The organism is uncultured Paracoccus sp., assembly GCF_947496875.1.
GTDB lineage: Bacteria > Pseudomonadota > Alphaproteobacteria > Rhodobacterales > Rhodobacteraceae > Paracoccus.
This window is the reverse complement of the sequence record NZ_CANMEH010000004.1, coordinates 190,480-213,260: the sequence shown is the minus strand read 5'-3', so window position 1 is coordinate 213,260 and position 22,781 is coordinate 190,480. Positions and strand designations below refer to the sequence as shown.

At 66.0% G+C, this 22,781-nt stretch carries 23 protein-coding genes and 1 tRNA gene; 16 read left to right on the top strand and 8 right to left on the bottom strand.

Translation table 11 applies throughout. The features are described 5' to 3' along the window. Window positions 1-265: 265 nt before the first annotated feature. A tRNA-Lys gene (locus Q0938_RS07465) sits at window positions 266-341 on the bottom strand. A 95-nt stretch (window positions 342-436) separates the two neighbouring features. Between Q0938_RS07465 and dapF the strand changes: the two genes are divergently transcribed. The 8 genes from dapF to Q0938_RS07425 all read left to right on the top strand — a co-directional run bounded on the left by dapF (window position 437) and on the right by Q0938_RS07425 (window position 8,164). Next, window positions 437-1,285 (top strand): diaminopimelate epimerase, encoded by an 849-nt coding sequence (gene dapF, locus Q0938_RS07460; RefSeq protein WP_299360667.1) that lies wholly within the window; start codon window positions 437-439, stop codon window positions 1,283-1,285. Then, window positions 1,282-2,547, top strand: coding sequence for a tRNA (N(6)-L-threonylcarbamoyladenosine(37)-C(2))-methylthiotransferase MtaB (mtaB, locus tag Q0938_RS07455; protein ID WP_299360665.1), 1,266 nt, complete (start codon window positions 1,282-1,284; stop codon window positions 2,545-2,547). Before dapF ends, mtaB begins: the two co-directional genes overlap by 4 nt. Before the next feature lie 117 nt (window positions 2,548-2,664). Beyond that, window positions 2,665-3,582 carry a histone deacetylase family protein gene (locus Q0938_RS07450; protein WP_299360663.1) on the top strand — a complete coding sequence of 306 codons (918 nt, stop codon included), beginning with the start codon at window positions 2,665-2,667 and terminating at the stop codon, window positions 3,580-3,582. Further along, window positions 3,579-3,824 (top strand): exodeoxyribonuclease VII small subunit, encoded by a 246-nt coding sequence (locus Q0938_RS07445; RefSeq protein ID WP_299360662.1) that lies wholly within the window; start codon window positions 3,579-3,581, stop codon window positions 3,822-3,824. Before Q0938_RS07450 ends, Q0938_RS07445 begins: the two co-directional genes overlap by 4 nt. Window positions 3,825-3,827: 3 nt before the next feature. After that, a complete protein-coding gene (locus Q0938_RS07440; protein WP_299360661.1) occupies window positions 3,828-4,730 on the top strand; it encodes a polyprenyl synthetase family protein in 903 nt (300 codons plus the stop codon). Between the two features lie 41 nt (window positions 4,731-4,771). Then, window positions 4,772-6,712, top strand: a complete 1,941-nt coding sequence (dxs, locus tag Q0938_RS07435) for a 1-deoxy-D-xylulose-5-phosphate synthase (RefSeq protein WP_299360660.1) — start codon at window positions 4,772-4,774, stop codon at window positions 6,710-6,712. A gap of 107 nt (window positions 6,713-6,819) precedes the next feature. Next, complete coding sequence (locus Q0938_RS07430) at window positions 6,820-7,533, top strand: VIT family protein (RefSeq protein ID WP_299360658.1); 714 nt, start codon at window positions 6,820-6,822, stop codon at window positions 7,531-7,533. A gap of 13 nt (window positions 7,534-7,546) precedes the next feature. Beyond that, window positions 7,547-8,164, top strand: coding sequence for an SH3 domain-containing protein (locus tag Q0938_RS07425; protein ID WP_299360656.1), 618 nt, complete (start codon window positions 7,547-7,549; stop codon window positions 8,162-8,164). Between the two features lie 16 nt (window positions 8,165-8,180). Here the strand turns inward: Q0938_RS07425 and Q0938_RS07420 are convergent, their stop codons facing one another. Then, complete coding sequence (locus tag Q0938_RS07420; protein WP_299360654.1) at window positions 8,181-9,068, bottom strand: SDR family oxidoreductase; 888 nt, start codon at window positions 9,066-9,068, stop codon at window positions 8,181-8,183. Continuing rightward, window positions 9,065-10,042, bottom strand: coding sequence for an LLM class flavin-dependent oxidoreductase (locus tag Q0938_RS07415; RefSeq protein ID WP_299360652.1), 978 nt, complete (start codon window positions 10,040-10,042; stop codon window positions 9,065-9,067). The genes Q0938_RS07420 and Q0938_RS07415 overlap by 4 nt, the downstream gene beginning before the upstream one ends. A 99-nt stretch (window positions 10,043-10,141) precedes the next feature. Between Q0938_RS07415 and Q0938_RS07410 the strand changes: the two genes are divergently transcribed. From Q0938_RS07410 to Q0938_RS07400, 3 genes are all read left to right on the top strand, one after another. Beyond that, window positions 10,142-11,626, top strand: a complete 1,485-nt coding sequence (locus tag Q0938_RS07410; RefSeq protein ID WP_299360650.1) for an AMP nucleosidase — start codon at window positions 10,142-10,144, stop codon at window positions 11,624-11,626. Between the two features lie 547 nt (window positions 11,627-12,173). Continuing rightward, window positions 12,174-12,473: an HU family DNA-binding protein gene (locus Q0938_RS07405; protein ID WP_299360648.1), complete on the top strand. Its 300-nt coding sequence runs from the start codon at window positions 12,174-12,176 to the stop codon at window positions 12,471-12,473. A gap of 82 nt (window positions 12,474-12,555) precedes the next feature. After that, the gene (locus tag Q0938_RS07400; RefSeq protein WP_299360647.1) at window positions 12,556-13,869 is read left to right on the top strand and encodes an MFS transporter; all 1,314 of its coding nucleotides are present in this window, start codon (window positions 12,556-12,558) and stop codon (window positions 13,867-13,869) included. A gap of 73 nt (window positions 13,870-13,942) precedes the next feature. Here Q0938_RS07400 and Q0938_RS07395 read toward each other — a convergent pair whose 3' ends face one another. Further along, window positions 13,943-14,746, bottom strand: a complete 804-nt coding sequence (locus tag Q0938_RS07395) for a response regulator (RefSeq protein ID WP_299360645.1) — start codon at window positions 14,744-14,746, stop codon at window positions 13,943-13,945. Window positions 14,747-14,838: 92 nt separating this feature from the next. Between Q0938_RS07395 and Q0938_RS07390 the strand changes: the two genes are divergently transcribed. Genes Q0938_RS07390 through Q0938_RS07380 form a run of 3 tightly spaced genes read left to right on the top strand, consistent with a single transcriptional unit; the run spans window position 14,839 to window position 17,365 of the window. Continuing rightward, window positions 14,839-14,985: a NepR family anti-sigma factor gene (locus Q0938_RS07390; protein ID WP_299360643.1), complete on the top strand. Its 147-nt coding sequence runs from the start codon at window positions 14,839-14,841 to the stop codon at window positions 14,983-14,985. A gap of 2 nt (window positions 14,986-14,987) precedes the next feature. Next, the gene (locus tag Q0938_RS07385; RefSeq protein WP_299360642.1) at window positions 14,988-15,575 is read left to right on the top strand and encodes an RNA polymerase sigma factor; all 588 of its coding nucleotides are present in this window, start codon (window positions 14,988-14,990) and stop codon (window positions 15,573-15,575) included. A gap of 35 nt (window positions 15,576-15,610) precedes the next feature. Continuing rightward, the gene (locus Q0938_RS07380; RefSeq protein WP_299360640.1) at window positions 15,611-17,365 is read left to right on the top strand and encodes a histidine kinase dimerization/phosphoacceptor domain -containing protein; all 1,755 of its coding nucleotides are present in this window, start codon (window positions 15,611-15,613) and stop codon (window positions 17,363-17,365) included. Here the strand turns inward: Q0938_RS07380 and Q0938_RS07375 are convergent. The 4 genes from Q0938_RS07375 to Q0938_RS07360 form a co-directional block, all read right to left on the bottom strand. Then, complete coding sequence (locus Q0938_RS07375) at window positions 17,359-18,270, bottom strand: YihY/virulence factor BrkB family protein (protein ID WP_299360639.1); 912 nt, start codon at window positions 18,268-18,270, stop codon at window positions 17,359-17,361. The genes Q0938_RS07380 and Q0938_RS07375 overlap by 7 nt on opposite strands. A 61-nt stretch (window positions 18,271-18,331) precedes the next feature. Continuing rightward, on the bottom strand, window positions 18,332-19,039 hold the full coding sequence (gene dnaQ / locus Q0938_RS07370) for a DNA polymerase III subunit epsilon (RefSeq protein ID WP_299360796.1): 708 nt from the start codon (window positions 19,037-19,039) through the stop codon (window positions 18,332-18,334). Continuing rightward, the gene (coaE, locus tag Q0938_RS07365; RefSeq protein WP_299360638.1) at window positions 19,032-19,634 is read right to left on the bottom strand and encodes a dephospho-CoA kinase; all 603 of its coding nucleotides are present in this window, start codon (window positions 19,632-19,634) and stop codon (window positions 19,032-19,034) included. Before coaE ends, dnaQ begins: the two co-directional genes overlap by 8 nt. Next, window positions 19,631-20,479 carry a shikimate dehydrogenase gene (locus Q0938_RS07360; RefSeq protein WP_299360636.1) on the bottom strand — a complete coding sequence of 283 codons (849 nt, stop codon included), beginning with the start codon at window positions 20,477-20,479 and terminating at the stop codon, window positions 19,631-19,633. Before Q0938_RS07360 ends, coaE begins: the two co-directional genes overlap by 4 nt. 438 nt (window positions 20,480-20,917) lie before the next feature. Between Q0938_RS07360 and Q0938_RS07355 the strand changes: the two genes are divergently transcribed. Beyond that, complete coding sequence (locus tag Q0938_RS07355; RefSeq protein ID WP_299360633.1) at window positions 20,918-21,367, top strand: CopD family protein; 450 nt, start codon at window positions 20,918-20,920, stop codon at window positions 21,365-21,367. Window positions 21,368-21,505: 138 nt separating this feature from the next. Then, window positions 21,506-22,777 (top strand): transcription termination factor Rho, encoded by a 1,272-nt coding sequence (gene rho / locus Q0938_RS07350; RefSeq protein ID WP_299360795.1) that lies wholly within the window; start codon window positions 21,506-21,508, stop codon window positions 22,775-22,777. The last annotated feature ends 4 nt before the right edge of the window (window positions 22,778-22,781 follow it).

Sequence of the window (22,781 nt, the reverse complement as noted above, 5' to 3'; positions counted from 1 at the left end):
GCCCTACCAGGCGGCGGGCGTCGCAGGATCGGTCCGGAAGCCAGGTCGAGGTGCATGATGATCTTACTTCGCCCGTTCTTCCGGGATCACCATCGATCCAGTCTTGGCTCTTGGCCGACGATATACCGACAAAGAGGAGTTCGTCACCAGCGCGGAGGTGCCTTGCGGCAGCGCTCGCGGGCGAGAGGAGCAGAAAGTGCGATGACGCCCTGTTCGGGCCTGGACCCGCACCACGCAATCGGCATTCGCTCGCAAGGGATTCAAGTGGTGAGCCCGACAGGATTCGAACCTGTGACCCACTGATTAAAAGTCAGTTGCTCTACCAACTGAGCTACGGGCCCAACACAGGGCGTCTGCTTACGGAGGGGCGTTTGGGGGGTCAAGGGGAAAGTGGGAACGGCTGGCGGAATCGGGACGCCGGGCGTATAGCGCCGCGATGACCACGAACGCCCCCGCCGGACTGCCGTTCATGAAGATGCATGGACTTGGCAACGACTTCGTCGTGATCGACCTGCGTGACGGCGGGGCGATGCCCGACGCGGCGCTGGTCCGGCGCGTCGGAGACCGGCATTTCGGGATCGGCTTCGACCAGCTTGCGACCATTCAGAGCGACGACCGATCCGACGCAAAGCTCACCTTCTTCAATGCCGACGGGTCCGTTTCGGCGGCCTGCGGGAACGCCACCCGCTGCATCGCCCGGTTTCTGCTGGACGAGAGCGGCGCCAAAGCGCTGACCCTTCGCAGCGATCATGCGCTGCTGCCCGTCGAGGACGCGGGTGACGGCCTGACGCGCGTCAACATGGGGCCGCCGGTGCTGGACTGGCGCCACATCCCGCTGGCCGCCGACGTGGACCTGCTGCATCTGCCGATTCCGGGCGATCCCGTTGCCACCGGCATGGGCAACCCGCACATGACGTTCCTTGTGGACCGGATCGACGCCGTGAACGACTTTCCGGCCTTTGGCGCCGCGCATGAGGATCACCGGCTCTACCCCGAACGCACCAATGTCGAACTGGCCGCCCTGATCGCCCCCGACACGCTGCGCCTGCGGATCTGGGAACGCGGGGTCGGCGTGACGCTCGCCTCGGGGTCCTGCTCCTGCGCCGCCGTGGTTGCCGCGGCACGCCGTGGCGTGACAGGCCGCCGCGTGCAGGTCGTGCTTGACGGGGGTCGGCTGGACATCGACTGGCGCGATGACGGGGTCTGGATGGCGGGCCCAACCGCGCATGTCTGTGACGGCGTGCTGCGGCCGGACTGGATCGCCGCACCCGACGACCGGCCATGACCCGCCCGTCCGCAGCCCCGGTGCTGTCGACGCTGGGGTGCCGGCTGAACGCCTATGAATCCGAGGCGATGCGCGAGATGGCCGGGGCGGCGGGGCTGGACGGCGCCGTCATCGTCAACACCTGTGCGGTGACCGCCGAAGCGGTGCGCAAGGCGCGCCAGGAAATCCGCCGGCTGGCACGCGAGAATCCGGGTGCTCCGATCATCGTCACCGGATGCGCGGCCCAGGTCGAACCGGAAACCTTTGCCGCCATGCCAGAGGTGACGCGCGTCGTCGGCAATATCGAGAAGATGCAGCCCGCCACCTGGCAGAGGCTGGCCGCCCCCGACCTGATCGGGCCGACCGAGCGGGTGATGGTGGACGACATCATGTCGGTCCGTGAAACCGCCGGACACCTGATCGACGGGTTCGGCCGGCACCGCGCCTATGTCCAGGTGCAAAATGGCTGCGACCACCGCTGCACCTTCTGCATCATTCCCTATGGCCGCGGCAATTCGCGCAGCGTTCCGGCGGGTGTTGTGGTCGACCAGATCGGCCGGCTTCGGGATCGCGGATTCAACGAGGTTGTGCTGACCGGCGTCGACCTGACCAGCTGGGGGGCGGACCTGCCCGGTGCGCCGCGGCTGGGCAACCTGGTGAGGCGGATCCTTCGGATGGTGCCGGACTTGCCCCGGCTGCGGATTTCCAGCATCGACAGCATCGAGGCCGACCCGGACCTGCTGGAGGCGATCGCCACCGAGCCGCGCCTGATGCCGCATCTTCACCTGTCATTGCAGCATGGGGACGACCTGATCCTGAAGCGGATGAAGCGCCGGCATCTGCGGGACGATGCGATCCGGTTCTGCGACACCGTGCGCCAGCTGCGGCCCGACATCGTCCTGGGCGCCGACATCATCGCCGGCTTTCCCACCGAAACCGAGGCGCAGTTCGACAACTCGCTTAAGCTCGTGCAGGATTGCGGGCTGACCTTCCTGCACGTGTTCCCGTTCAGCGCGCGCCAGGGGACGCCGGCGGCACGGATGCCGCCCGTTTCCGGTCCGGCGATCAAGCAGCGTGCAGCGCGACTGCGGGCGGCGGGCGACGCCGCGCTGCGTGCCCATCTGCAGGCAGAGATCGGGCAGAGCCGGCAGGTTCTGACCGAAGGGCCGCGCCTGGGCCGGACCCCCCAGTTCACCGAGGTGCAGTTCGAACGGGACATGCCTCCCGGCACGCTGATCGACGTGCGGATCACGGGGCACAGCGGCACCCGGCTGCAGGCCTGATCGGCTGCGGGGTTCAAGAGCGGCGCGGGGCAGTTCGCCGGGCTGCGATCCGCACATGCCTCGCCAGACCCGGCAACGCAGGTTGCGGGCCCCGACAGGCAGGCCTAGGCTCCCGGCATGACCCTGCTGTACACCCATCCTTCCGCGACGTCCCACGTGACACCGCCCGGTCATCCCGAGCGGGTCGAGCGCCATCAGGCCGTTCTCGACGCGCTGTCCGATCTGGATCTGGATCGCCGCGAGGCGCCCGAGGCTGCGGAGGAGAATATCCTGCGCTGTCACCCGGCGCGGTATCTCGCACGGCTTCGCGCCGTCGTCCCGGCGTCCGGCGCGGCGCAGCTTGACCCCGACACCTACGTTTCTGCCGGGAGCCTTCAGGCCGCCCTGCGGGCCGTGGGCGGGGCCTGCGCGGCGGTGGATGCCGTGCTGGATGGTCCCGACCGCAGCGCCTTTGTCGCCATGCGGCCGCCGGGTCATCACGCCGAACGCGAGTTGGCGATGGGGTTCTGCCTGCTGGGGACGGCCGCGATCGCGGCGCGGCGGGGTCTGGATCATCACGGTCTTGACCGCGTCGCGATCATGGATTTCGACGTGCACCACGGCAACGGCACGCAGGACCTGCTGTGGGCCGAGCCGCGCGCCTTTTTCGCATCGACCCACCAGATGCCGCTGTTCCCCGGCACCGGCGCGGCGTCCGAACAGGGTGCCCATGGACAGATCATGAACGTGCCGCTGCCCCCTGGCAGCGGCGGCCAGACCGCGCGCGAGGCGTGGGCGGACATCACCGAACGGCTGGCCGAATGGCGGCCCGGGCTGGTTGTCATCTCGGCCGGCTTTGATGCCCATGCCGCCGACCCGCTGGGCGGGCTGAACTGGGACGACGGCGACTTCGCGGCGATCACCGGGATGATCTGCGCGGCCGCGGCGGATTGCGGCGCCCCCGTGGTATCGGTTCTGGAAGGTGGCTATGATCTGCCCGCCCTCGGCCGTTCTGCCCGGGCGCACGTGGATACGCTGAAGGAACTGTCCTCATGACGACCGACCCCGAAATCGAGGCAATGTCCTTCGAGGACGCGATGAAGGAACTGGAAACCACGGTGACCAAGCTGGAACACGGTGAGGCGACGTTGGAACAGTCGATCGCGCTCTACGAGCGCGGCGCCAAGTTGCGCGCGCATTGCGAACGCCGCCTGCGCGAGGCCGAAGAACGCGTCGAGCGCATCACCCTGTCCGCCAGTGGCGAGCCGCAGGGCACACGCCCGGTCGACGGTCTGTAACCGATGTCCGCGCTGGACACGGCCATGCCCGCCCGGATGACCGAGGTCCGCGCGGCCATCAAGACGGGGCTGGAAACGGCGCTGGCGCGGCTGCCCGCGGGCGAACTGAGGGATGCGATGGAGTATGGCTGCGTCGGCGGCAAGCGCATCCGCGGATTCCTGGTGATGGAATCGGCGCGGCTGCACGGCGCGGAAGACGCTGCGGCCCTGCCCGTCGCGTTGGCGGTCGAGATGCTGCACGCCTACAGCCTGATCCATGACGATCTGCCGGCGATGGACGATGACGACCTGCGTCGTGGGATGCCCACCTGCCACATCCAGTGGTCCGAGGCGACCGCCATCCTGGCCGGTGACGCGCTGCAGTCCTTGGCCTTTGAACAACTCACCGATCCGGCGGTGGGCGATACGGAGGTGCGGGTGACGCTGGTCCGCCGGTTTGCCGAGGCGATCGGGGCACGGGGCATGGTCTGGGGCCAGATGCAGGACATATCGGCCGAACAGGCCGTCGAGCCGCTGGACCTGAACGCCGTGAAGTCGCTGCAGCAGGCAAAGACGGGCGCCCTGATCGGCTTCGCGGCGACGGCCGGCGCCGTGATGCGCGGGGCCGATCCCGCGCCGATGGCGGAATATGCCCGCAATCTGGGACTCGCCTTTCAGATTGCCGACGACATCCTTGACGTCACCGGCGATGAAGAGACCGCCGGGAAGCGCGTGGGCAAGGATGCAGCAGCCGGCAAGGCCACCTTCGTGTCGCTGCTGGGACTGGAAGAGGCGCGCGACAAGGCCGCGGCAATGGTGCGGCGGGCGGAACTGGCGCTGACGCCGTATGGCGATGGCGACCAGACCGGCGCGGCCGCGGAAAACTTGCGACAGCTGGCGCGTTTCGTTATCCACCGCCAGACCTGAGCGGCCCGACCGGCTGCAGCCGCCCGAAAGGGGCATGCCAGATGACCGACACGCCTGCCGCGCCGCCTGCCCCAGCCCAGCGTCCGGCGACGCCGATCCTGGACCGCGTCACCCTGCCTGCCGATCTTCACGCGCTGTCGGATCGCGAGTTGCGGCAGCTTGCCGACGAATTGCGCGCCGAAACGATCAGCGCCGTCAGCCTGACCGGTGGGCATCTCGGCGCGGGACTTGGCGTCGTCGAACTGACCGTTGCCCTGCACGCGGTGTTCAACGCACCGCGCGACAAGATCATCTGGGATGTCGGCCACCAGTGCTATCCCCACAAGATCCTGACCGGACGGCGGGACCGGATCCGCACCTTGAGGATGGAGGGCGGGCTCAGCGGCTTCACCAAGCGGACGGAGTCGCCCTACGACCCGTTCGGCGCCGGCCATTCCAGCACCTCGATCAGCGCCGCGCTGGGGTTTGCCGTCGCGCGTGATCTGGGCGGCGATCCGGGTGACGCCATCGCGGTGATCGGCGACGGCGCGATGAGCGCGGGCATGGCGTTCGAGGCGCTCAACAATGCCGGTCACATGCATACCCGGCTGATCGTGATCCTGAACGACAACGAAATGTCGATCGCCCCGCCCACCGGCGCATTGTCCAGCTATCTGACCCGGCTCTACACGCAGGGTCCGTTCCAGGAACTCAAGTCGGCGGCCAAGGGGGCGGTCAGCCTGCTGCCGCCGCCGATGCGGGCCGGGGCGCGCCGCGCCAAGGAAATGCTGAAGGGGCTGACGGTCGGCGGCACATTGTTCGAAGAGCTCGGCTTTTCCTATATCGGCCCGGTCGACGGGCACGATCTGGACCAGTTGCTGGCGCTGTTGCGGACCGTCAGGTCGCGGGCGGACGGGCCGGTGCTGATCCACGCGGTCACCCGCAAGGGCAAGGGATACGCGCCGGCCGAAAATGCCGCCGACCGCGGTCACGCCCGGTCCAAGTTCGACGTGATCACCGGCGAGCAGGCCAAGGCCAAATCGAACGCCCCCAGCTACACCAGCGTCTTCGCCCGGTCCCTGATCCGCCAGGCGGAAAACGACGACAAGATCGTCGCCATCACCGCCGCGATGCCGGACGGAACCGGGCTCAACCTGTTTGCGGAGCGGTTTCCGCAACGCTGCTTTGACGTGGGGATCGCCGAACAGCACGCGGTCACCTTTTCGGCCGGGCTGGCGGCCGGCGGGATGAAGCCGTTTTGCGCCCTCTACTCCACCTTCCTGCAGCGCGGCTACGACCAGGTCGTGCATGACGTGGCCATTCAGCGCCTGCCGGTCCGCTTTGCGATCGACCGGGCCGGGCTGGTCGGGGCGGATGGCGCCACCCATGCCGGTGCCTTCGACATCGGATTCCTGTCCAGCCTGCCCGGTTTCGTCGTCATGGCCGCGGCGGACGAGGCGGAACTGGTCCACATGGTGGCCACCGCCGCGGCGCTGGACGACCGGCCGAGCGCCTTTCGCTTTCCCCGGGGGGAAGGCACCGGGGTCGACATGCCGGAACGCGGAACACCGCTGGAGATCGGGCGCGGCCGCATCATCGCCGAAGGGGCGCGTGTCGCCATCCTGTCCTTCGGCACCCGTCTGGCCGAGGTCATGCGGGCGCGCGAGGCCCTGGCTGCCCGAGGGGTTGCCCCGACTGTCGCGGATGCGCGGTTCGCGAAGCCGTTGGACCGAGACCTGATCCTGCAGCTTGTCCGCGAGCACGAAGCGCTGATCACGATCGAGGAAGGCGCGGTGGGCGGTTTCGGCAGCCATGTGGCGCAGCTTCTGGCCGACGAAGGCGTCTTCGACAGGGGTTTGCGGTTCCGCAGCATGGTTCTGCCCGACAGCTTCATCGATCACGCCTCACCGGCCGCGATGTATCGGGTCGCCGCCATGGACGCGCCGCAGATCGAAGCCAAGGTGCTCGAACTGCTGGACGTGGCTGTCGTGCGCCGGGCGTGATCCGGCGACGTTTAACCGATCACGGGCGGGACGATCATGGGCGGACGCATCCCGAGGCAGGATTCCCGACGGCTTGTGTCGCGGATCAGTGAGCACGGGCGGGGTCGATGAGCCCGCACACCCACCCGCTTGCCCACCCCCACGATCCGCACCGCATCACACGGTCCGGGTGGCTGCGCGCCGCGGTGCTCGGTGCGAATGACGGCGTCGTGTCGATCGGGTCGCTGATCCTCGGGGTGGCGTCTGCCGATCCGTCGCCGCGCGCCGTCATGATTGCGGGGGTCGCGGCTCTGGCCGCCGGGGCGCTGTCGATGGCCGCAGGCGAATATGTCAGCGTCAGTTCACAGGCCGACATCGAGCGGGCCGACATCACGCGCGAACGCCACGCCCTGCACGCGCAGCCGGAGATCGAGCTGGAAGAGTTGATCCGGATCTACGAGGCACGCGGACTGGCGCCTGACACCGCCCGGCTGGTCGCTGTTGAGCTTACCGAACATGATGCACTCGGGGCCCATGTCCGGGACGAACTCGGCCTGACCGAGGTGCTGGGGGCGCGCCCGATGCAGGCGGCATTGGCGTCCGCCCTGACCTTCAGCGCCGCAGGCGCGATCCCGCTGGCCGCCGGGCTGCTGGCCTCTGACGAGATGCTATTTCCGGCGGTCCTCGTCGTGACGCTTTTGGCCCTTGGGCTGCTGGGCGGGATCGGCGCGGTGGCGGGCGGCGCGCCCGTTGGACGGGCTCTCGTACGTGTGTTCCTGTGGGGCGGGGCGGCGATGGCGATCACGTCGGGAATCGGGCATCTTTTCGGAACTGCTGCCTGAAGGATCGACGCTGATGTTCCGTTCCTTGCTTGTCCTGGCCCTTTGCTGCGCAACGCCGGCATGGGCAACACCCGAATACGTGCTGCCCACCTTGTTCGACGTCACGGGAGTGGCCGCCGACGATCGGCTGAACATCCGCGAGCGGCCTGATCCCTCGGCCCCGATCATCGGGACGCTTGCCCCCGACGCCAGGGAGGTCGAGGTGGTGGGCGAGCGGTCCGGCTGGGCACAGGTGACGAGTGCCGAGCGCTCCGGCTGGGTCAATGCCAAGTTCCTCGCCTATCGCACCGATGTCTGGGAACCGGGGGCCCTGCCGCCCACCCTGGGCTGCGTCGGGACCGAGCCCTTCTGGGCGCTGTCGCAGGGGGCGGGAGGGATGGTGTTCTCGTCACCCGACGGCCCGGATCGTACCATGGAGCTGCGCAAGGTCATGGATGACGGGCATTTCCGCAGCCCGGTGCGCGGGCTGATCGCAGGCGACGCGCAGGGGAGGCTGACCGCCGTTATCCGGCCGGAGCAATGCAGCGACGGCATGTCGGACCGCGCCTACGGGCTGTCGGCGACGCTGATCTTCGACGGGTCGGCGCAAGCATCACGCATGTTCACCGGATGCTGCCGGATCGGCCACTGATGTCCAAGCCGTGCTGCTATCTTCCGACAGTTTCACGTGAAGCGAGACGGTTCGCCTGCTCCGCCGCTAGAACTGCGGCAAGGCCGCTCCGGTAATCCGGATAGCGCAGGCGAACGCCGAGATCCCGCTTGATCAGGTCGTTCCGCACGCGCTTGCTGTCCGCGTAGAAGCTGCGCGCCATCGGCGTCATCCCGACGGTATCGAACGGTTCCGCCTCGGGCACCGGCACGCCGAGCAGTTCGGCAGCATGGGCGATCACGTCCTGCGGCGGTGCGGGATCATCGTCACAGAGATTGTAGATCGCGCCGGGATCAGGCCGGGCAATCGACGCCGCAAGCACCTGCGCGATGTCCTCGGCATGGATCCTGGAAAACACCTGGCCCGGTTTCACGATCCGCCGCGCCGTGCCCGCGCGCAGCTTGGCGAATGGACCCCGGCCGGGGCCATAGATGCCGGCCAGACGAAAGATGTGCAGCGGCAGGTCATGCGCCAGCGCCAGCGCCTGCCAGTCCGCCTCGGCAGTCACCCGCGCCCGCCCCCGCCGGGTGGTCGGGTTTAGGGACGAGCTTTCGTCGACCCAGCCGCCGTCCCGATCCCCGTAAACGCCAGTCGTCGACAGGTAGCCGAGCCAGGGTGCCGGGCTGGCCGCGATCGCGTCGGCGAAGTCCCGCAGGGCCGGATCACCCGCCTCGTCCGGTGCGGCGCCGATCAGGATCGCATCCGCAGATGCAAGCTCCGAGCGGACCGCTTCTTCTTCGCCGGGCCAGTGCAGCGGCCGGGCGCCGTCCGCCGCGACGCGCGACTTGCCTTCCCGGGTGGTTCCGACCACCTCCCATCCCCGCGGCACCAGCAGACGGGTCAGAAAGCCCGCCGAGTAGCCGTGCCCCAAGACAACCAGCTTCATCCCATCACCTCGGCGGCGATGGCATAGCTGCGCAGCCGTGCGTCAGGATCGAAGATGTTGCCGGTCAGGATCATCTCGTCGGGTTCGTACTTCGCCACCAATTCGTCCAGTTGCGACTCGACCGCATCTGCCGCGCCAACAGCGCTGATCCGCAACGTGGCATTTACCGCCGTCTGGTGCTGGGGGGGAATATGGGCGTCCAGATCATCCACGGGCGGCGGCAGCTTGCCCGGCTGGCCGCTGCGCAGCCGGTAGAAGCTGATCTGCTGGCTGGTGCGCAGCCGCGCCGCTTCGGCGTCCGTGTCGGCGGCGATGACATTGACCGCCAGCATGAACCGCGGTGCATCCCCCCACGGCCCCGGCTGGAACCGCTGGCGGTAGAGAGACACGGCCTGGTCCAGATCGCCGGGGGCGAAATGTGACGCAAAGGCATAGGGCAGCCCGAGTGCCGCCGCCAGGCTCGCCCCATAGAGCGACGAGCCGAGGATCCAGACCGGCACGTTCGTGCCCTCGCCCGGATGGGCCGCCACCGGGGCCCCCGCGCGGCGCGGGCCAAGATAGGACAGCAGTTCGACCACGTCGTTGGGGAAATCGTCGTTGCGCTGCATCCCCCGGCGCAAGGCATACATCACCGCGCCGTCGCCGCCAGGCGCGCGCCCCAGCCCCAAGTCGATGCGGGGTCCGTGAATGGTGGCCAGCGTGCCGAACGCTTCGGCAACCGCGAGGGGTGCATGGTTGGGCAGCATGATGCCACCCGCCCCCACACGGATGCTGCTGGTCTGCCCGGCGATGTGGTCGATCAGCACCGCGGTCGCGGCACTGGCGATCCCGGGCATGTTGTGGTGTTCGGCCAGCCAGTAGCGCTTGTAGCCCTGCGCCTCGGCCGCCTGGGCCAGACTGACGCTGGTCGCGATGGCGGTGCGGGTGTCCGATCCTTCGGGAACAGGCGCCAAGTCGAGAATGGATAGGTCCATGAGCAGTCCCCTGTTTGACCCTCACATAGGCCCGCCCCGGTCCACTTGCCAGTGCACCATGGCGATGCGACAGTCCCGCCGGGCAAGCGGGATATGAGCATGGACAGCATGACACGGCTGCTGCCGGTCGAAACGCCAGACCCGGTGGAACGCGTGTTCTTCGCCGACCCGGGGGCGGCGGTGGACCGGCTGGTCGAGTTGTACGATCGAAGCTCGGCGTTCCTGCTGGACCGGTTCCTGACGACCCTGTCCGGGAACCGTCCCGAAGCGCGGTTCAGGGCGTTCTACCCGGAGATTCAGCTGACCACCTCGGTTCACAGCAAGACGGATTCAAGGCTCGCCTTCGGCCACGTCGCCAGTCCGGGCAGCTATACCACGACGGTCACCCGGCCCGAGCTGTTCCGCGATTATCTGACCGAGCAGATCGGGCTGCTGATCCGCAATCACGGGGTTTCCGTGGCGATCGGCGACAGCGCCACGCCGATGCCGGTCCATTTCGCCGTGGCGACGCGCAGCGATCTGAACGTGCCGCAGGATGGCGTGCTGGATTATTCGCTGCGCGACGTGTTCGACGTGCCCGACCTGAACACGATGAACGACGACATCGTCAACGGAACGGGAACCCCGGACCCGGACGGCAGCCGGCCGCTCGCCCCGTTCACCGCCCAGCGGGTTGATTATTCCCTGGCCCGGCTGGCCCACTACACCGCGACCGCACCCGAGCACTTCCAGACCTTTGTCATGTTCACGAACTACCAGTTCTACGTGGACGAATTCGAGGCGTTTGCCCGGCGTGTGATCGCGGACCCGCACAGCGGCTATGTCGCGTTTGTCGGTCCCGGCAACAGCGTTCTGGAGCGGCCCGACGAGGTAATCGCCACCGGTGCCAAGACACCGCAAATGCCCGCCTATCACCTGAAGCGCGCGGACGGGAAAGGGATCACCCTAGTCAATATCGGCGTGGGTCCGTCCAACGCCAAGACCGCCACCGACCACATCGCCGTCCTGCGGCCGCATGCCTGGCTGATGGTCGGGCACTGCGCCGGGCTGCGCCACAGCCAGTCCCTGGGCGATTACGTGCTCGCCCACGCCTATTTGCGCGAAGACCATGTGCTGGACGACGATCTGCCCATCTGGGTGCCCATCCCCGCTCTGGCAGAAGTGCAGGTTGCGCTGCAGGAGGCGGTGGCCGAGATCACCCAACTGGAAGGGTACGAGCTGAAGCGGATCATGCGGACGGGCACGGTGGCGACCATCGACAACCGCAACTGGGAATTGCGGGACCAGTCAGGACCCGTGCAGCGGCTGTCGCAGTCCCGGGCCGTTGCGCTGGACATGGAAAGCGCCACGATCGCCGCAAATGGCTATCGCTTCCGCGTCCCCTACGGCACGTTGCTGTGCGTCAGCGACAAGCCCCTGCACGGTGAGTTGAAACTGCCCGGAATGGCCACGGACTTCTATCGCACCCAGGTCGCCAGTCATCTGCTGATTGGAATCCGCGCGATGGAGAAGCTGCGCGAGACTCCGGTGGAGCGGCTACATTCGCGCAAGCTGCGCTCGTTCCACGAGACGGCGTTCTTGTAAGCGCCTCCCCCTTTCACGAGGGCTGCGACGCTAAAGTTGGAAGCATTGCGGTCGGCTGGGCGACGCCCGTCTTTCTGAAATCTTGACGATCTGACACTCAAGCTGCACCGGTGTGAACTTCATCCGGGTGCCGGTCGAGCTAACGCAGGCGACCCGCGGACCTTTCGGAACATTCCTCGCTCGTTTGCTCTCGATCTTCCGCCCCGACATCTACGCGTCGCAGGCTGCCGATTTCCGCGTGCTGCGCTATGATATCCGCCACGCCCTTATCGTCTGGCCGCACCGGAGCGCGCCCGTCGGGCGATGTGGCGCAGGCGGATGTCACAGCAACGGGCCAAGCACCGGACCCCCCGGACGGTCAGGCGTCGACCCCGTGCGCCACGGCCGCGTGTGAGGCCAATTTGAGCCACTTGTGGCCGTTCCAGCCTCCGCGAGCCGCAAAAAAGGTTGAAATGCTGGGAAAAACCGGCTGTAGCAGTGGAATTGCCAGCGCGACTGGTACGAATGCGCGCGCTCAAGCGTGCGCCACACGAGGAGACGGGACCCCATGGTTGATGCCCCTGCCAAGCCGATGACCAAGACGCAACTCGTTGCTGCGCTCGCCGACGAGATGGGCGGAGACAAGAAATCCGCGAACGCCGCGCTGGACGCGATCCAGACCGTGGTCAGCCGCACGGTGGCCGAGGGCGGCACCCTGACTCTGCCGGGGATCGGCAAGATCGGTGTGCGCGCCCGGCCTGAGCGTCAGGTTCGCAACCCGCAGACGCAGGAAATGATGACGAAGCCCGCGGACAAGGTGGTCAAGGTGACCATCGCCAAGGCGCTAAAGGACAGCGTCAACGCCTGATCCCACAGGGATCCACAGGAAGGGTGCAGGGGTCGCGCCGGTCGCGGCCTCTTCCGGTATCCGCTCAGCGCGAGGCACAGGCATGGACAGAACGGTCGACGAGGTCCTGAGCGAAGCGGGCGCCGGACGCTTTCAGCGCCGGCTGATGGGCATCTTCGGCCTGGTGTGGGCAGCCGATGCGATGCAGGTGGTGGCGGTCGGCTTTGCTGCGGCCTCGATCGCGAAGGATTTCGGCCTGACCGTCGCGCAGGCTGCGCAGCAGACGGGTACGCTGTTCTTCCTGGGCATGTTCCTGGGTGCCGCGCTGTTCGGGCGGATCGCGGACCGGGTCGGGCGTCGGAACGTCCTGCTGGTGACGGTTCTTTGCGATGCCGTGTTCGGACTGGCGTCGGCCTTCGCCCCTTCGTTCGAGATCCTGCTCCTCCTGCGGTTCCTGACCGGGATGGCGGTGGGGGGCACCCTGCCCGTCGACTACGCGATGATGGCCGAATTCCTGCCGCCACGAAATCGCGGTCGCTGGCTGGTCTGGCTCGAGGGGTTCTGGGCGGTCGGGACGCTGATCGTGGCGCTGACCGCTTGGTATGCGGCCTCGACCGGCCTGACCTCCCCCTGGAAGCTGATCTACATCGTCGCGGCGCTGCCGGCGCTGATCGGCATCTTCCTGCGCCTGTGGGTGCCCGAGTCACCGATGTTCCTGATCCGCAAGGGTCGGCTGGATGAGGCCCGGTCGGTGTTGAACAGGGTACGCCGAACGAACGGAATCGCGGCGCTCTCAGACAAGATCCGCCTGTCGGTTCCGGCCGGCATCCCGGGTGAAGGGCTCTTTTCCGGTGGTCGCGCCCGCATGACCATCGCGGTCATGGCGCTGTGGTTCCTGGTGTCGCTGTCCTACTATGGCGTCTTCGTATGGCTGCCGGGCCGGCTCGCGACCGAGGGGTTCGGCTTCGTCCGGGGGTACGGTTTTCTCGTGCTGCTGGCGATCGCCCAGCTGCCGGGCTACGCGCTCGCGGCCTGGGGGGTGGAGCGGATCGGCCGCCGCCCGACGCTGCAACTGTTCCTGCTGATCTCAGCGGCTGGCTGTCTGGGTTTCGTGCTCGCCACCTCGGCCGCGATGGTCGCAATCTCGCTTCTGGTGATGAGCTTTGCCCTGCTCGGCACGTGGGGGGCCCTCTACGCCCTGACACCCGAGCTTTACCCGACCACCCTGCGGGGGACGGGCATGGGCACGGCAGGGGCGATGGCGCGGCTGGGAGGCATCTTTGCTCCGAGCCTGCTGCGCCCTGTCGTGGAGCGTGATTTCGCGCTGGCGATCGGCCTGTTCGCGGCGCTGCTGATCATCGCGGCTGTCGTCACACTGCTGATCGGCAAGGAAACACGCGACATGTCGATCGTCTGACAACCGAAAGCGAGGCCCTGGCGGGGCCTCGGTGCTGCATTGCGGATTTCAGAAGGTCGTGGCTGCGGTTGGCTCAGGCAGCGCCCATGCCTTCCGACGACGCGAAGAACATCGCCTGGCTAACGGCGGACCGCACCTGTTCCTCGCTGTACGGCTTGGAAATCAGGAAGGCCGGTTCCGGCCGGTCGCCGGTCAGCAGCCGCTCGGGGAACGCCGTGATGAAGATCACCGGCAGATCGCCCAGGCTGGTCATCAGTTCGTTGACCGCATCGATCCCCGACGATCCGTCGGCCAGCTGGATATCGGCGAGGATCAGGTCCGGGCGCCGTTCCCCGGCCAACTGCAGGGCAGCCGAGTGGGTTCGGGCGATGCCCGTCACCTCATGCCCCATGGCCTGCACGATGCCCTTCAGGTCCATCGCGATGATCGTCTCGTCCTCGATGATCATCACCCGGCCGCTGATCGCGCGCCCCATCTCGTTCAGGGCGATCTGCACCAGCTCCTCAGCCTCGTCCTGCTCGATCTGCATGACCCGGGCAATCTGGTCATAGCGCAGCTCCTCGATCGTGCGCAGCAACAGCGCCTCGCGCGAATTCGGGGTCAGGCTGCGCAGGTGGTGCTGGGCCCGCGCCTCGCGAGAAGTCTGTTCCTCGCTGTCGACCGGCTGACCCGAGCTTTGCCAGATTGCATGAAAGGCGCGGTAAAGGGCGATGCGGATGTCATCGCCGGCAACCATGCTGCGATCCGCCAGGATGGCTTCCAGGGTCGCGGCGGCATAGTTGTCCCCTGCACTCTGCGTGCCCGTCAGCGCCCGGGCGTACCGGCGCAGATAGGGCAGTTCACGTCCGATCGACTGGGCAAGATCTGCAGCTGACATCAAATCCTCAAAAATTCGGCGTTCCTCGGAACTGTTGGTGCTACCTATCTGTTGGGGACGGTGCACACAAGTTTCCGGAAGTATGATGACCAATGAACATGAGGCGTGAAGAAAGCAAGCGCGCCGCCATCGAGAAGCAGATCGACGAAAATCTGCGGCGGGTGTATGAGCAGGACAGGGCGCAAGAGGTCCCCGACAGGTTTCTTGTTCTTCTCGAGAAACTGCGTGGCCAGGAATAATCATGAAACACCGACTGGCGTCAGACCGGGACGCAGCCAAGAGCGGCGATCCGCGTGACGAACTGGTGGACCACCTGCCCGCGCTGCGGGCCTTTGCGCTGTCGCTGACCCGCGAAGGCGCGTCGGCCGACGACTTGGTCCAGGACACGATCGTCAAGGCGTGGACCAACATGGACAAGTTCCAGGTCGGGACCAACCTGCGCGCCTGGCTGTTCACGATCCTGCGCAACACGTTCTACTCTGCCCGCCGCAAGACGCGGCGCGAGGTCAGCGACAGCGACGGCATTCATGCGGCCCGACAGGCGACACGTCCGGAACATGACGGACGCCTGGCCATGAACGACTTCAGGGCCGCGTTCGACAAGCTGCCCGACGAACAGCGTGAAGCCCTGATCATGGTCGGCGCCTCGGGCTTTTCCTACGAGGAAGCGGCCGAGATGACCGGCGTCGCGGTCGGCACCGTCAAGTCCCGGGCCAACCGGGGGCGGCGTCGGCTGGCCGAGTTGCTGCACCTCAAGGACGGCGAAGAGTTCGAGATGACCGACCGCGCGACCATGGCTGTGATGGCGAACAACCCCGTCTCGCGTTAGGCGTGCACGTGCGCTGGTCGGAACGACTGCAGTTCATGCGCGGGCTGGGTTTCCGGCTGGCGATGCTGCTGTCGGTCGCAATCCTGCCGATCGGGCTCATTTCCCTGATGCAGACGCTGAACCTCTCGCAGGCTGCGGAGAGGTCTGCCGAGCTCGCCCTGCTCGGCCGGACATCAGCCGCCGCCGCCGGCGAACGCGCGCTTCTGCAGAATGCCTTGGGATCGGCCGACGCGCTGGGACCGGCCGTGCTGGAGACGATGAAGGACTCCGCCGCATGCTCCGACATGCTGCGCCGGTTCGTCCAGAACAGCGCCAGCTTCACCTTTGCGGGGTTTACCCGGCTGGACGGGTTCGCGGACTGTACCTCGCGCGACGACGGTCGGCACGACTTGCGGGGCTCCGAGCATTATCTCGCGTTCATCGAAAATCCCGGTGTCGTCATCTCGGCCGCGTCCGCGGGACCCATCACCGGCGAACCGGTCGTGATCGTGTCGCAGGCGCTGTACGAGGACAGCGAACTGCTGGGCTATGTCGCGACATCGATGTCGCAGGATCTCATGCGGTCGACCCACGACCCCAACAACAACGGCAATGCCGCCCGGGTGGTCACCTTCACCAATACCGGACAGGTGCTTTCCACGGATGCGTCGCGGGCCGACGTGTCGACCCTGCTGCCCCAGGGGGCGACACTGCAGTCGCTGATCGATCGGAGCGAGACCACGTTCCGTGAGGTGGCGAACTCGGGCGAGACACGGCTGTTCACGGTCGTACCCGTGATCCCCGGGCTGGTTTACGCCCTGGGCAGCTGGAACCTGAATTCCGCCGACGTCATCAACATCTCGATCTCGCGCTTCACGGGGATCCTGTTTCCCGTGGCGTTGTGGGCCGTCTCGCTCGCCGTAGCCTACTTTGCCGTCTTCCGGCTGGTCCTGCGCCATATCCGGGAGTTGCGGGGACAGATGCGGCGCTTTGCCATTGGGGACCGGCGACTGCCGCCACCGGTGCTGGAGGACGCGCCGGCCGAGATCGCCGATGTCAGCCAGACCTTTCATGACATGGCGCGTATCCTGATCCGCGACGAAGCCGCGATGGAGGCAGCCGTCCACGAGAAGACGGTCCTGCTGAAGGAAGTCCATCATCGCGTGAAGAACAACCTTCAGCTGATCGCATCCATCATCAACATGCAAAGTCGCATGTTCAGGGACAGCGAGGCGGGGAAGGTGCTGCGCTCCGTCCAGGATCGCGTCGCCTCGCTGGCGACCATCTACCGAAACCTGTACCAGGCCGAACATCTGGATTCCGTCGAGGCCGATCGGCTCATTTCTGACATCATCAACCAGATGGCAAACGCCTCCGTCGGGCCAGGTTCAGGTCTGACCATCCAGACGGATCTCGACCACCTCACCTTGTTACCCGACCAGGCGGTGCCGCTGACGCTGCTGACGACCGAGGCATTCACGAATGCGCTGAAATATGCGGGCCGGTCGGAGGAGGACGGGCGTTATTTCGTCCGGGTCGCGCTGAAGCGGGACGTGTCCGGTTTCGCCCTGCTGGAGGTCGAGAACTCGATCGGCCCGAGCACCCGCGAGCAGATCGAGGGAACCGGCCTGGGTGGACAGCTGATCGAGGCCTTTGCCACGCAACTTGACAGCGAAGCCGAAACCCACATCGACGAGAAGTCCTACAGGTTGCGGATGCGCTTTCGGGTGGACGAGAACGTCGGGTTTTCCGTTGAGCCCGAGCGACGGGTCGTCCTGACATCCGCAGCCCGTGGCGGTGCGCGTCACTGAGACTCTTGGTGCGGTTCAGATGCATTGGCGGCTTCGGTCCGGTTTGCCAGTGCCCGGGCGCGGCGGGCCGCCACCACCCGCCGCCGGCGGGCCAGTTCGACGTTAATCAAGGCGCCGAGCATCACCGAAAATCCGGCCAGATAGAACCACATCAGCAGCGCCACGACGGCCCCGATCGACCCGTAAATCCGGTTGTAGCTGTTGAAACTGCCAAGATACGCTGAAAACGCCAGCGACGCCCCGGCCCATGCCATGGCCGCGATCAGCGCACCCCACGTGAAGATCGGAGTCCGGGGCGTCTTCACGTTGGGCCCATACCGATAGATCAGCCCGATCCCGATGATGACGATCAGGAACAACGCGCCCCAAGGTGCGGCGCTGATCAGGAAGCCCCGGATTGCCCCGAACTTGAGGAAATTCAGCGCCAGGGGGACGATGACGATCGTGGCAAGGCCCATCAGCACAACGCCGACGATTGCCAGCGTCAGGGCGTAGGCCAGAACGAAACCGAAGATGGTGGAGTGGGAACGTACCCCATAGGCGGCGTTCAGGCCCCGGACCAACGCATCGACTCCGGCCCGTGCCGCGACGGTAGCGATGAGGAACGAGATGGCAGAGGCCCAGCCCAGCTTGGTCCGCCCGCCAGAGGTCAGCGCATCGACCTGGGCCCGCAGGATCTCGCCTGCCTCGGGTGGCAGGAATTCATCCACGGTCATGTAGTAGTCGGTGATGATCGTCGGGTCGAACCACAGGCCCCACAGGGCGATGATGGCCGCCATTCCGGGAAACACGGCGAACATCGCGTAGAAGGCCACGCCCGCTGCGATCAGACCCATGTGGATCTTGTCCATCCGCTCGAACACGGCTTGCATGAAGACCCAGATATCTTTGAGCTGTTCGATCATGCCGGCTCATCGTCTGCGCCGGCACAGCATCGCCGCTTTGCCGGCGGCGTGCAACGTCGCATCAGGACAGCGGGCTGGCGACCCGCAGCCAGACCGCCTTGTCTCCCATCCTCGCGACGAAGGCCGCATGCGCCTCGATCTCGGCGGGGCTGATGCGGGGCGGCAGCGGTCGTGCCCGGACGCGCCGGGGGGTCAGCGCAAGGGATACCGCCTGACCGCCCTCAGCGGCCGGGGCGTCCAGCACGAGATCAGGCTGACGACCGCCGATCAGCTCAAGATAGACCTCGGCCAGCAGTTCGCTGTCGAGCAGCGCCCCGTGCAGATCTCGCCCAGAGTTGTCCACCCCGAACCTGCGGCAAAGCGCGTCGAGTGAGGCGGGCGCGCCGGGAAACTTCTGCCGCGCCATTGCTGCCGTATCGAGCGCCCGCTCCGCCGTCAGGGGCGGTTGGCCGCACCGCCGAAGTTCTGCATTCAAGAACTTGAAGTCGAACTCTGCGTTGTGGGCAATCATGCGCGCTTCCGCGCCCACAAATGCCAGCAGGTCGGCAGCGATCTCCGAAAAGCGGGGTTTGTCCCGCAGGAAATCGTCGGTCAGCCCATGCACCGCCAACGCCTCGGGTGGCATGGTCCGATCCGGGTTGATGTAGACGTGGAAGCGTCGACCGCTCGGCAGATGGTTGATCAGTTCGACCGCGCCGATCTCGACGACGCGGTCGCCGGTGAACGGATCGAATCCGGTCGTCTCGGTATCGAACACTATCTCACGGATCATGTGCGTCCCTGCGGTGGAGAATTTCGTCACAGATGGCATCGACCGCCGCCTCGGCGGCGTCAATGCTGTCGGACGGGATGATCCAGTCGGCGCGGGCACGTTTGTCCGCATCCGGCATCTGACGCGACAGGATCAGGTCGAGAGTGGCCGCCGTCATTCCCGGCCGCGCCAGGACGCGGTTGCGCCGGACCGCCTCATCGGTGCTGACCACCGCGACCCCGTCCATCGCGGCGGCGCTGCCGGTCTCGAACAGCAACGGAATGTCCAGTACCACGATGGGTGCCGCGGCATGCTGTTCGAGGAACGCGGCCCGATCCGCTGCGACCAGGGGATGCACGATCACCTCGAGCCGCGACAGGGCGTCAGGATCGGCGGCCAGCAGTGCCTTCAGTCGGCTGCGATCGACGGTGTTCTGCACGACGGCCTCGGGGAAGGCTGCGCCGACAGGTTCGACGGCGGCGCCATCGGCTGCATACAGCCTGTGCACCGCCGCATCTGCATCCCAGACGGGACAGCCGCGGGCCGCAAACATCTTGGCAGCAGTGGTCTTACCCATTCCGATCCCGCCCGTCAGGCCGAGCACGAAGCTCATGCGAGTACCGCCCGGCGCAGGTCATTGTCGACCTCCGGGGTTTGACCGAACCAGCGTTCGAAGCCGGGGGCGGCCTGGTGCAGCAGCATGCCCAACCCGTCGACCACCTCGCAGCCCCTGTCGCGTGCCTTGACCAGAAAGGCTGTCTCCAGCGGCGTATAAACCAGATCGGTCACGACTGCCTGCGCTGACAAGATGTCCATCGGGACACGGAGATCTGGTCGACCATCCATCCCCATCGATGTCGCGTTGACGACAGTGGCAGCCCCGTCCAGCATGTTGCCGGCCTGGACCCAGTCACAGACGATCACGCGCGGACCGAAATCGGACCGGATCCGTTCTGCCCGCAAGCGGGTACGGTTCGCGATGCGGATTTCCGGCGCACCGCTTTCAAGCAATGCACAGACAACGGCCCGGGCAGCGCCGCCGGCCCCGATCACCGCCGCGGGGCCGGCGTCGGGTCGCCATCCAGGCACCCCCTGACGCAGGTTGGCGATGAAGCCGTATCCGTCGGTGTTGTCCGCGTACATCCTTCCATCCGGCCGGAAGGTGAGAGTGTTGGCCGCACCGATCAATGCGGCGCGGTCAGAAACGACATCGGCCAGGGACAGCACCGCCTCCTTGTGCGGGATGGTGACGTTTGCGCCGACGAAGCCCGCCTGCGGGAGCGTGTGCAGGACATTGGCCAGATGCTCCGGCTGCACCGCCATGGGAACGTAGTAGCCACGGATCCCGTACCTCGCCAGCCAGTGCGCGTGCAGCGCCGGAGAGCGCGAATGAGCGACCGGCCAGCCGATCACACCCGCCAGAGGGATACCGTTCGACTTGGGATGAGGGTCGGCCATCGAGGCTCCGGTCTAGTGCGACGCATCAATCATCGGCCGGACGGATCGTCGGAACAACCCCCGCGGCTCGGCCATCGCATTGACGACAGAAATGGGGACAAGCCTGTGTAAGAAGCCTCTGACAAGCTGGGTGTGATCCCTCTGGCCCTGATCCGAGCCCATGTGAACGGTTCGGCAGGGCCGGATTTCCACAGGGGGACAAGCGGTTCTCGGCTTGTCCAAAGATCGCTGCTCCCGTCGCTGAACAACCGATCAGATAATGTATAAGATACTGATTGATCTACGTTTCATAAGAAAATTTACGAGGATGAAGCTGTGTATCATCCTGTGGATAATCGCTCGGCAGACGCGTACATACAGTACCCCACAGCCCCTACAACCATCATCATCCTTCTTTTAGTCTTTCAGTTAAGATGAGGTGGCCGTACACGTCCCGCCATGTTGGACTTTCTTGCGCTTGCATACCCTTGGGTGAAGTCGTTTCACGTGATGGCCGTGCTGTCCTGGATGGCTGGCCTGTTCTACCTGCCGCGCATCCTAGTCTATCATGCCGAACGCGCGGGTGAGTCTGGCGAGCCGCTGGATTCGTTCAGAATCATGGAGCGAAAGCTCATGCGACTGATCATGAACCCCGCCATGATTGCCACCTGGGTCGCGGGCCTGGCGCTTGTGTTCACACCGGGGATCGTTGACTGGTCGATGATATGGCCCTGGACAAAGGCTGCCGCCGTGATCGGGATGACGTGGTTCCATCACTGGCTGTCGCGGCAGCGCAAGATCATGGTGACGCAGCCGGCGCCGCTTCCGGGCCGAAGCTATCGGCTGATGAACGAAGTTCCGACTGCCCTGATGGTCGTCATCGTGGTGTCGGTGATCGTCAAGTTCTGACGACGCCCGGTTTGACTCCGATCGCGGCTTGACCTATCAGGTCGGGGCTGCCCGTCCGGGTAGTGTTTTCCATATTCGAGATTGCGGTCCTTCAACTGTCCCTTCCAGGGACAAGCAGGTCCATAGCTGGTGAGCAACATGAACGAAGAGCGCCTGAACCTCGCGGACCTGAAGGCGAAAAGTCCGGCCGACCTGCTTTCGATGGCCGAGGAATGGGAAATCGAGAACGCGTCCACGATGCGCAAGGGCGAGATGATGTTCTCGCTGCTGAAAGAGCATGCGGATGAAGGGTTCGACATCGGTGGCGACGGGGTTCTGGAAGTCGTTCAGGACGGTTTCGGATTCCTGCGATCGACAGAGGCCAACTACCTGCCCGGTCCGGACGACATCTATGTCAGCCCGGACATGATCCGGCAGCACGCGCTGCGCACCGGAGATACGGTCGAAGGGGTGATCCGGGCCCCGGGTGAAAACGAGCGGTATTTTGCACTGACCCGCGTCGAGAAGATCAACTTCGAGGATCCCGAGAAGGCCCGGCACAAGGTTGCGTTCGACAACCTGACGCCGCTGTATCCCGACTCCCGTTTGAAGATGGAAATCGAGGATCCGACGATCAAGGATCGTTCGGCGCGCATCATCGATCTGGTGGCGCCGATCGGCAAGGGTCAGCGAAGCCTGATCGTCGCCCCGCCCCGCACCGGCAAGACGGTGCTGCTGCAGAACATTGCCCACTCAATCGCGCAGAACCATCCGGAATGCTACCTGATCGTGCTGCTGATCGACGAGCGACCGGAAGAGGTCACTGACATGCAAAGGTCGGTCAAGGGCGAGGTGGTGTCGTCGACCTTCGACGAGCCCGCCAGCCGGCACGTCGCTGTGTCCGAAATGGTGATCGAGAAGGCCAAGCGTCTGGTCGAGCACAAGCGTGACGTCGTCATCCTCCTCGACTCGATCACGCGGTTGGGGCGTGCGTTCAACACCGTCGTCCCGAGTTCGGGCAAGGTGCTGACGGGTGGCGTCGACGCCAACGCCCTGCAGCGGCCGAAGCGTTTTTTTGGTGCCGCGCGCAACATCGAGGAAGGTGGGTCGCTGACCATCATCGCGACCGCGCTGATCGACACGGGTTCGCGCATGGACGAGGTCATCTTCGAGGAGTTCAAGGGAACTGGGAACAGCGAGATCGTCCTCGACCGCAAGGTTGCGGACAAGCGCGTGTTCCCGGCGATGGACATCCTGAAGTCGGGAACGCGGAAGGAAGAATTGCTGGTGGCGCAGAAGGACCTGCAAAAGACCTATCTGCTGCGCCGCATCCTGAACCCGATGGGCACCACCGACGCCGTCGAGTTCCTGATTTCCAAACTGAAGCAGACCAAGTCGAATGCCGAGTTCTTCGACTCGATGAACGCCTGATATT

Excerpts from the sequence above, each read along its gene's own strand:
- dapF (WP_299360667.1), top strand. The coding sequence starts at position 437 with ATGACCACGAACGCCCCCGCCGGACTGCCGTTCATGAAGATGCATGGA.
- mtaB (WP_299360665.1), top strand. The coding sequence starts at position 1,282 with ATGACCCGCCCGTCCGCAGCCCCGGTGCTGTCGACGCTGGGGTGCCGG.
- Q0938_RS07450 (WP_299360663.1), top strand. The coding sequence starts at position 2,665 with ATGACCCTGCTGTACACCCATCCTTCCGCGACGTCCCACGTGACACCG.
- Q0938_RS07445 (WP_299360662.1), top strand. The coding sequence starts at position 3,579 with ATGACGACCGACCCCGAAATCGAGGCAATGTCCTTCGAGGACGCGATG.
- Q0938_RS07440 (WP_299360661.1), top strand. The coding sequence starts at position 3,828 with ATGTCCGCGCTGGACACGGCCATGCCCGCCCGGATGACCGAGGTCCGC.
- dxs (WP_299360660.1), top strand. The coding sequence starts at position 4,772 with ATGACCGACACGCCTGCCGCGCCGCCTGCCCCAGCCCAGCGTCCGGCG.
- Q0938_RS07430 (WP_299360658.1), top strand. The coding sequence starts at position 6,820 with ATGAGCCCGCACACCCACCCGCTTGCCCACCCCCACGATCCGCACCGC.
- Q0938_RS07425 (WP_299360656.1), top strand. The coding sequence starts at position 7,547 with ATGTTCCGTTCCTTGCTTGTCCTGGCCCTTTGCTGCGCAACGCCGGCA.
- Q0938_RS07420 (WP_299360654.1), bottom strand. The coding sequence starts at position 9,068 with ATGAAGCTGGTTGTCTTGGGGCACGGCTACTCGGCGGGCTTTCTGACC.
- Q0938_RS07415 (WP_299360652.1), bottom strand. The coding sequence starts at position 10,042 with ATGGACCTATCCATTCTCGACTTGGCGCCTGTTCCCGAAGGATCGGAC.
- Q0938_RS07410 (WP_299360650.1), top strand. The coding sequence starts at position 10,142 with ATGGACAGCATGACACGGCTGCTGCCGGTCGAAACGCCAGACCCGGTG.
- Q0938_RS07405 (WP_299360648.1), top strand. The coding sequence starts at position 12,174 with ATGGTTGATGCCCCTGCCAAGCCGATGACCAAGACGCAACTCGTTGCT.
- Q0938_RS07400 (WP_299360647.1), top strand. The coding sequence starts at position 12,556 with ATGGACAGAACGGTCGACGAGGTCCTGAGCGAAGCGGGCGCCGGACGC.
- Q0938_RS07395 (WP_299360645.1), bottom strand. The coding sequence starts at position 14,746 with ATGTCAGCTGCAGATCTTGCCCAGTCGATCGGACGTGAACTGCCCTAT.
- Q0938_RS07390 (WP_299360643.1), top strand. The coding sequence starts at position 14,839 with ATGAACATGAGGCGTGAAGAAAGCAAGCGCGCCGCCATCGAGAAGCAG.
- Q0938_RS07385 (WP_299360642.1), top strand. The coding sequence starts at position 14,988 with ATGAAACACCGACTGGCGTCAGACCGGGACGCAGCCAAGAGCGGCGAT.
- Q0938_RS07380 (WP_299360640.1), top strand. The coding sequence starts at position 15,611 with ATGCGCGGGCTGGGTTTCCGGCTGGCGATGCTGCTGTCGGTCGCAATC.
- Q0938_RS07375 (WP_299360639.1), bottom strand. The coding sequence starts at position 18,270 with ATGATCGAACAGCTCAAAGATATCTGGGTCTTCATGCAAGCCGTGTTC.
- coaE (WP_299360638.1), bottom strand. The coding sequence starts at position 19,634 with ATGAGCTTCGTGCTCGGCCTGACGGGCGGGATCGGAATGGGTAAGACC.
- Q0938_RS07360 (WP_299360636.1), bottom strand. The coding sequence starts at position 20,479 with ATGGCCGACCCTCATCCCAAGTCGAACGGTATCCCTCTGGCGGGTGTG.
- Q0938_RS07355 (WP_299360633.1), top strand. The coding sequence starts at position 20,918 with ATGTTGGACTTTCTTGCGCTTGCATACCCTTGGGTGAAGTCGTTTCAC.
- rho (WP_299360795.1), top strand. The coding sequence starts at position 21,506 with ATGAACGAAGAGCGCCTGAACCTCGCGGACCTGAAGGCGAAAAGTCCG.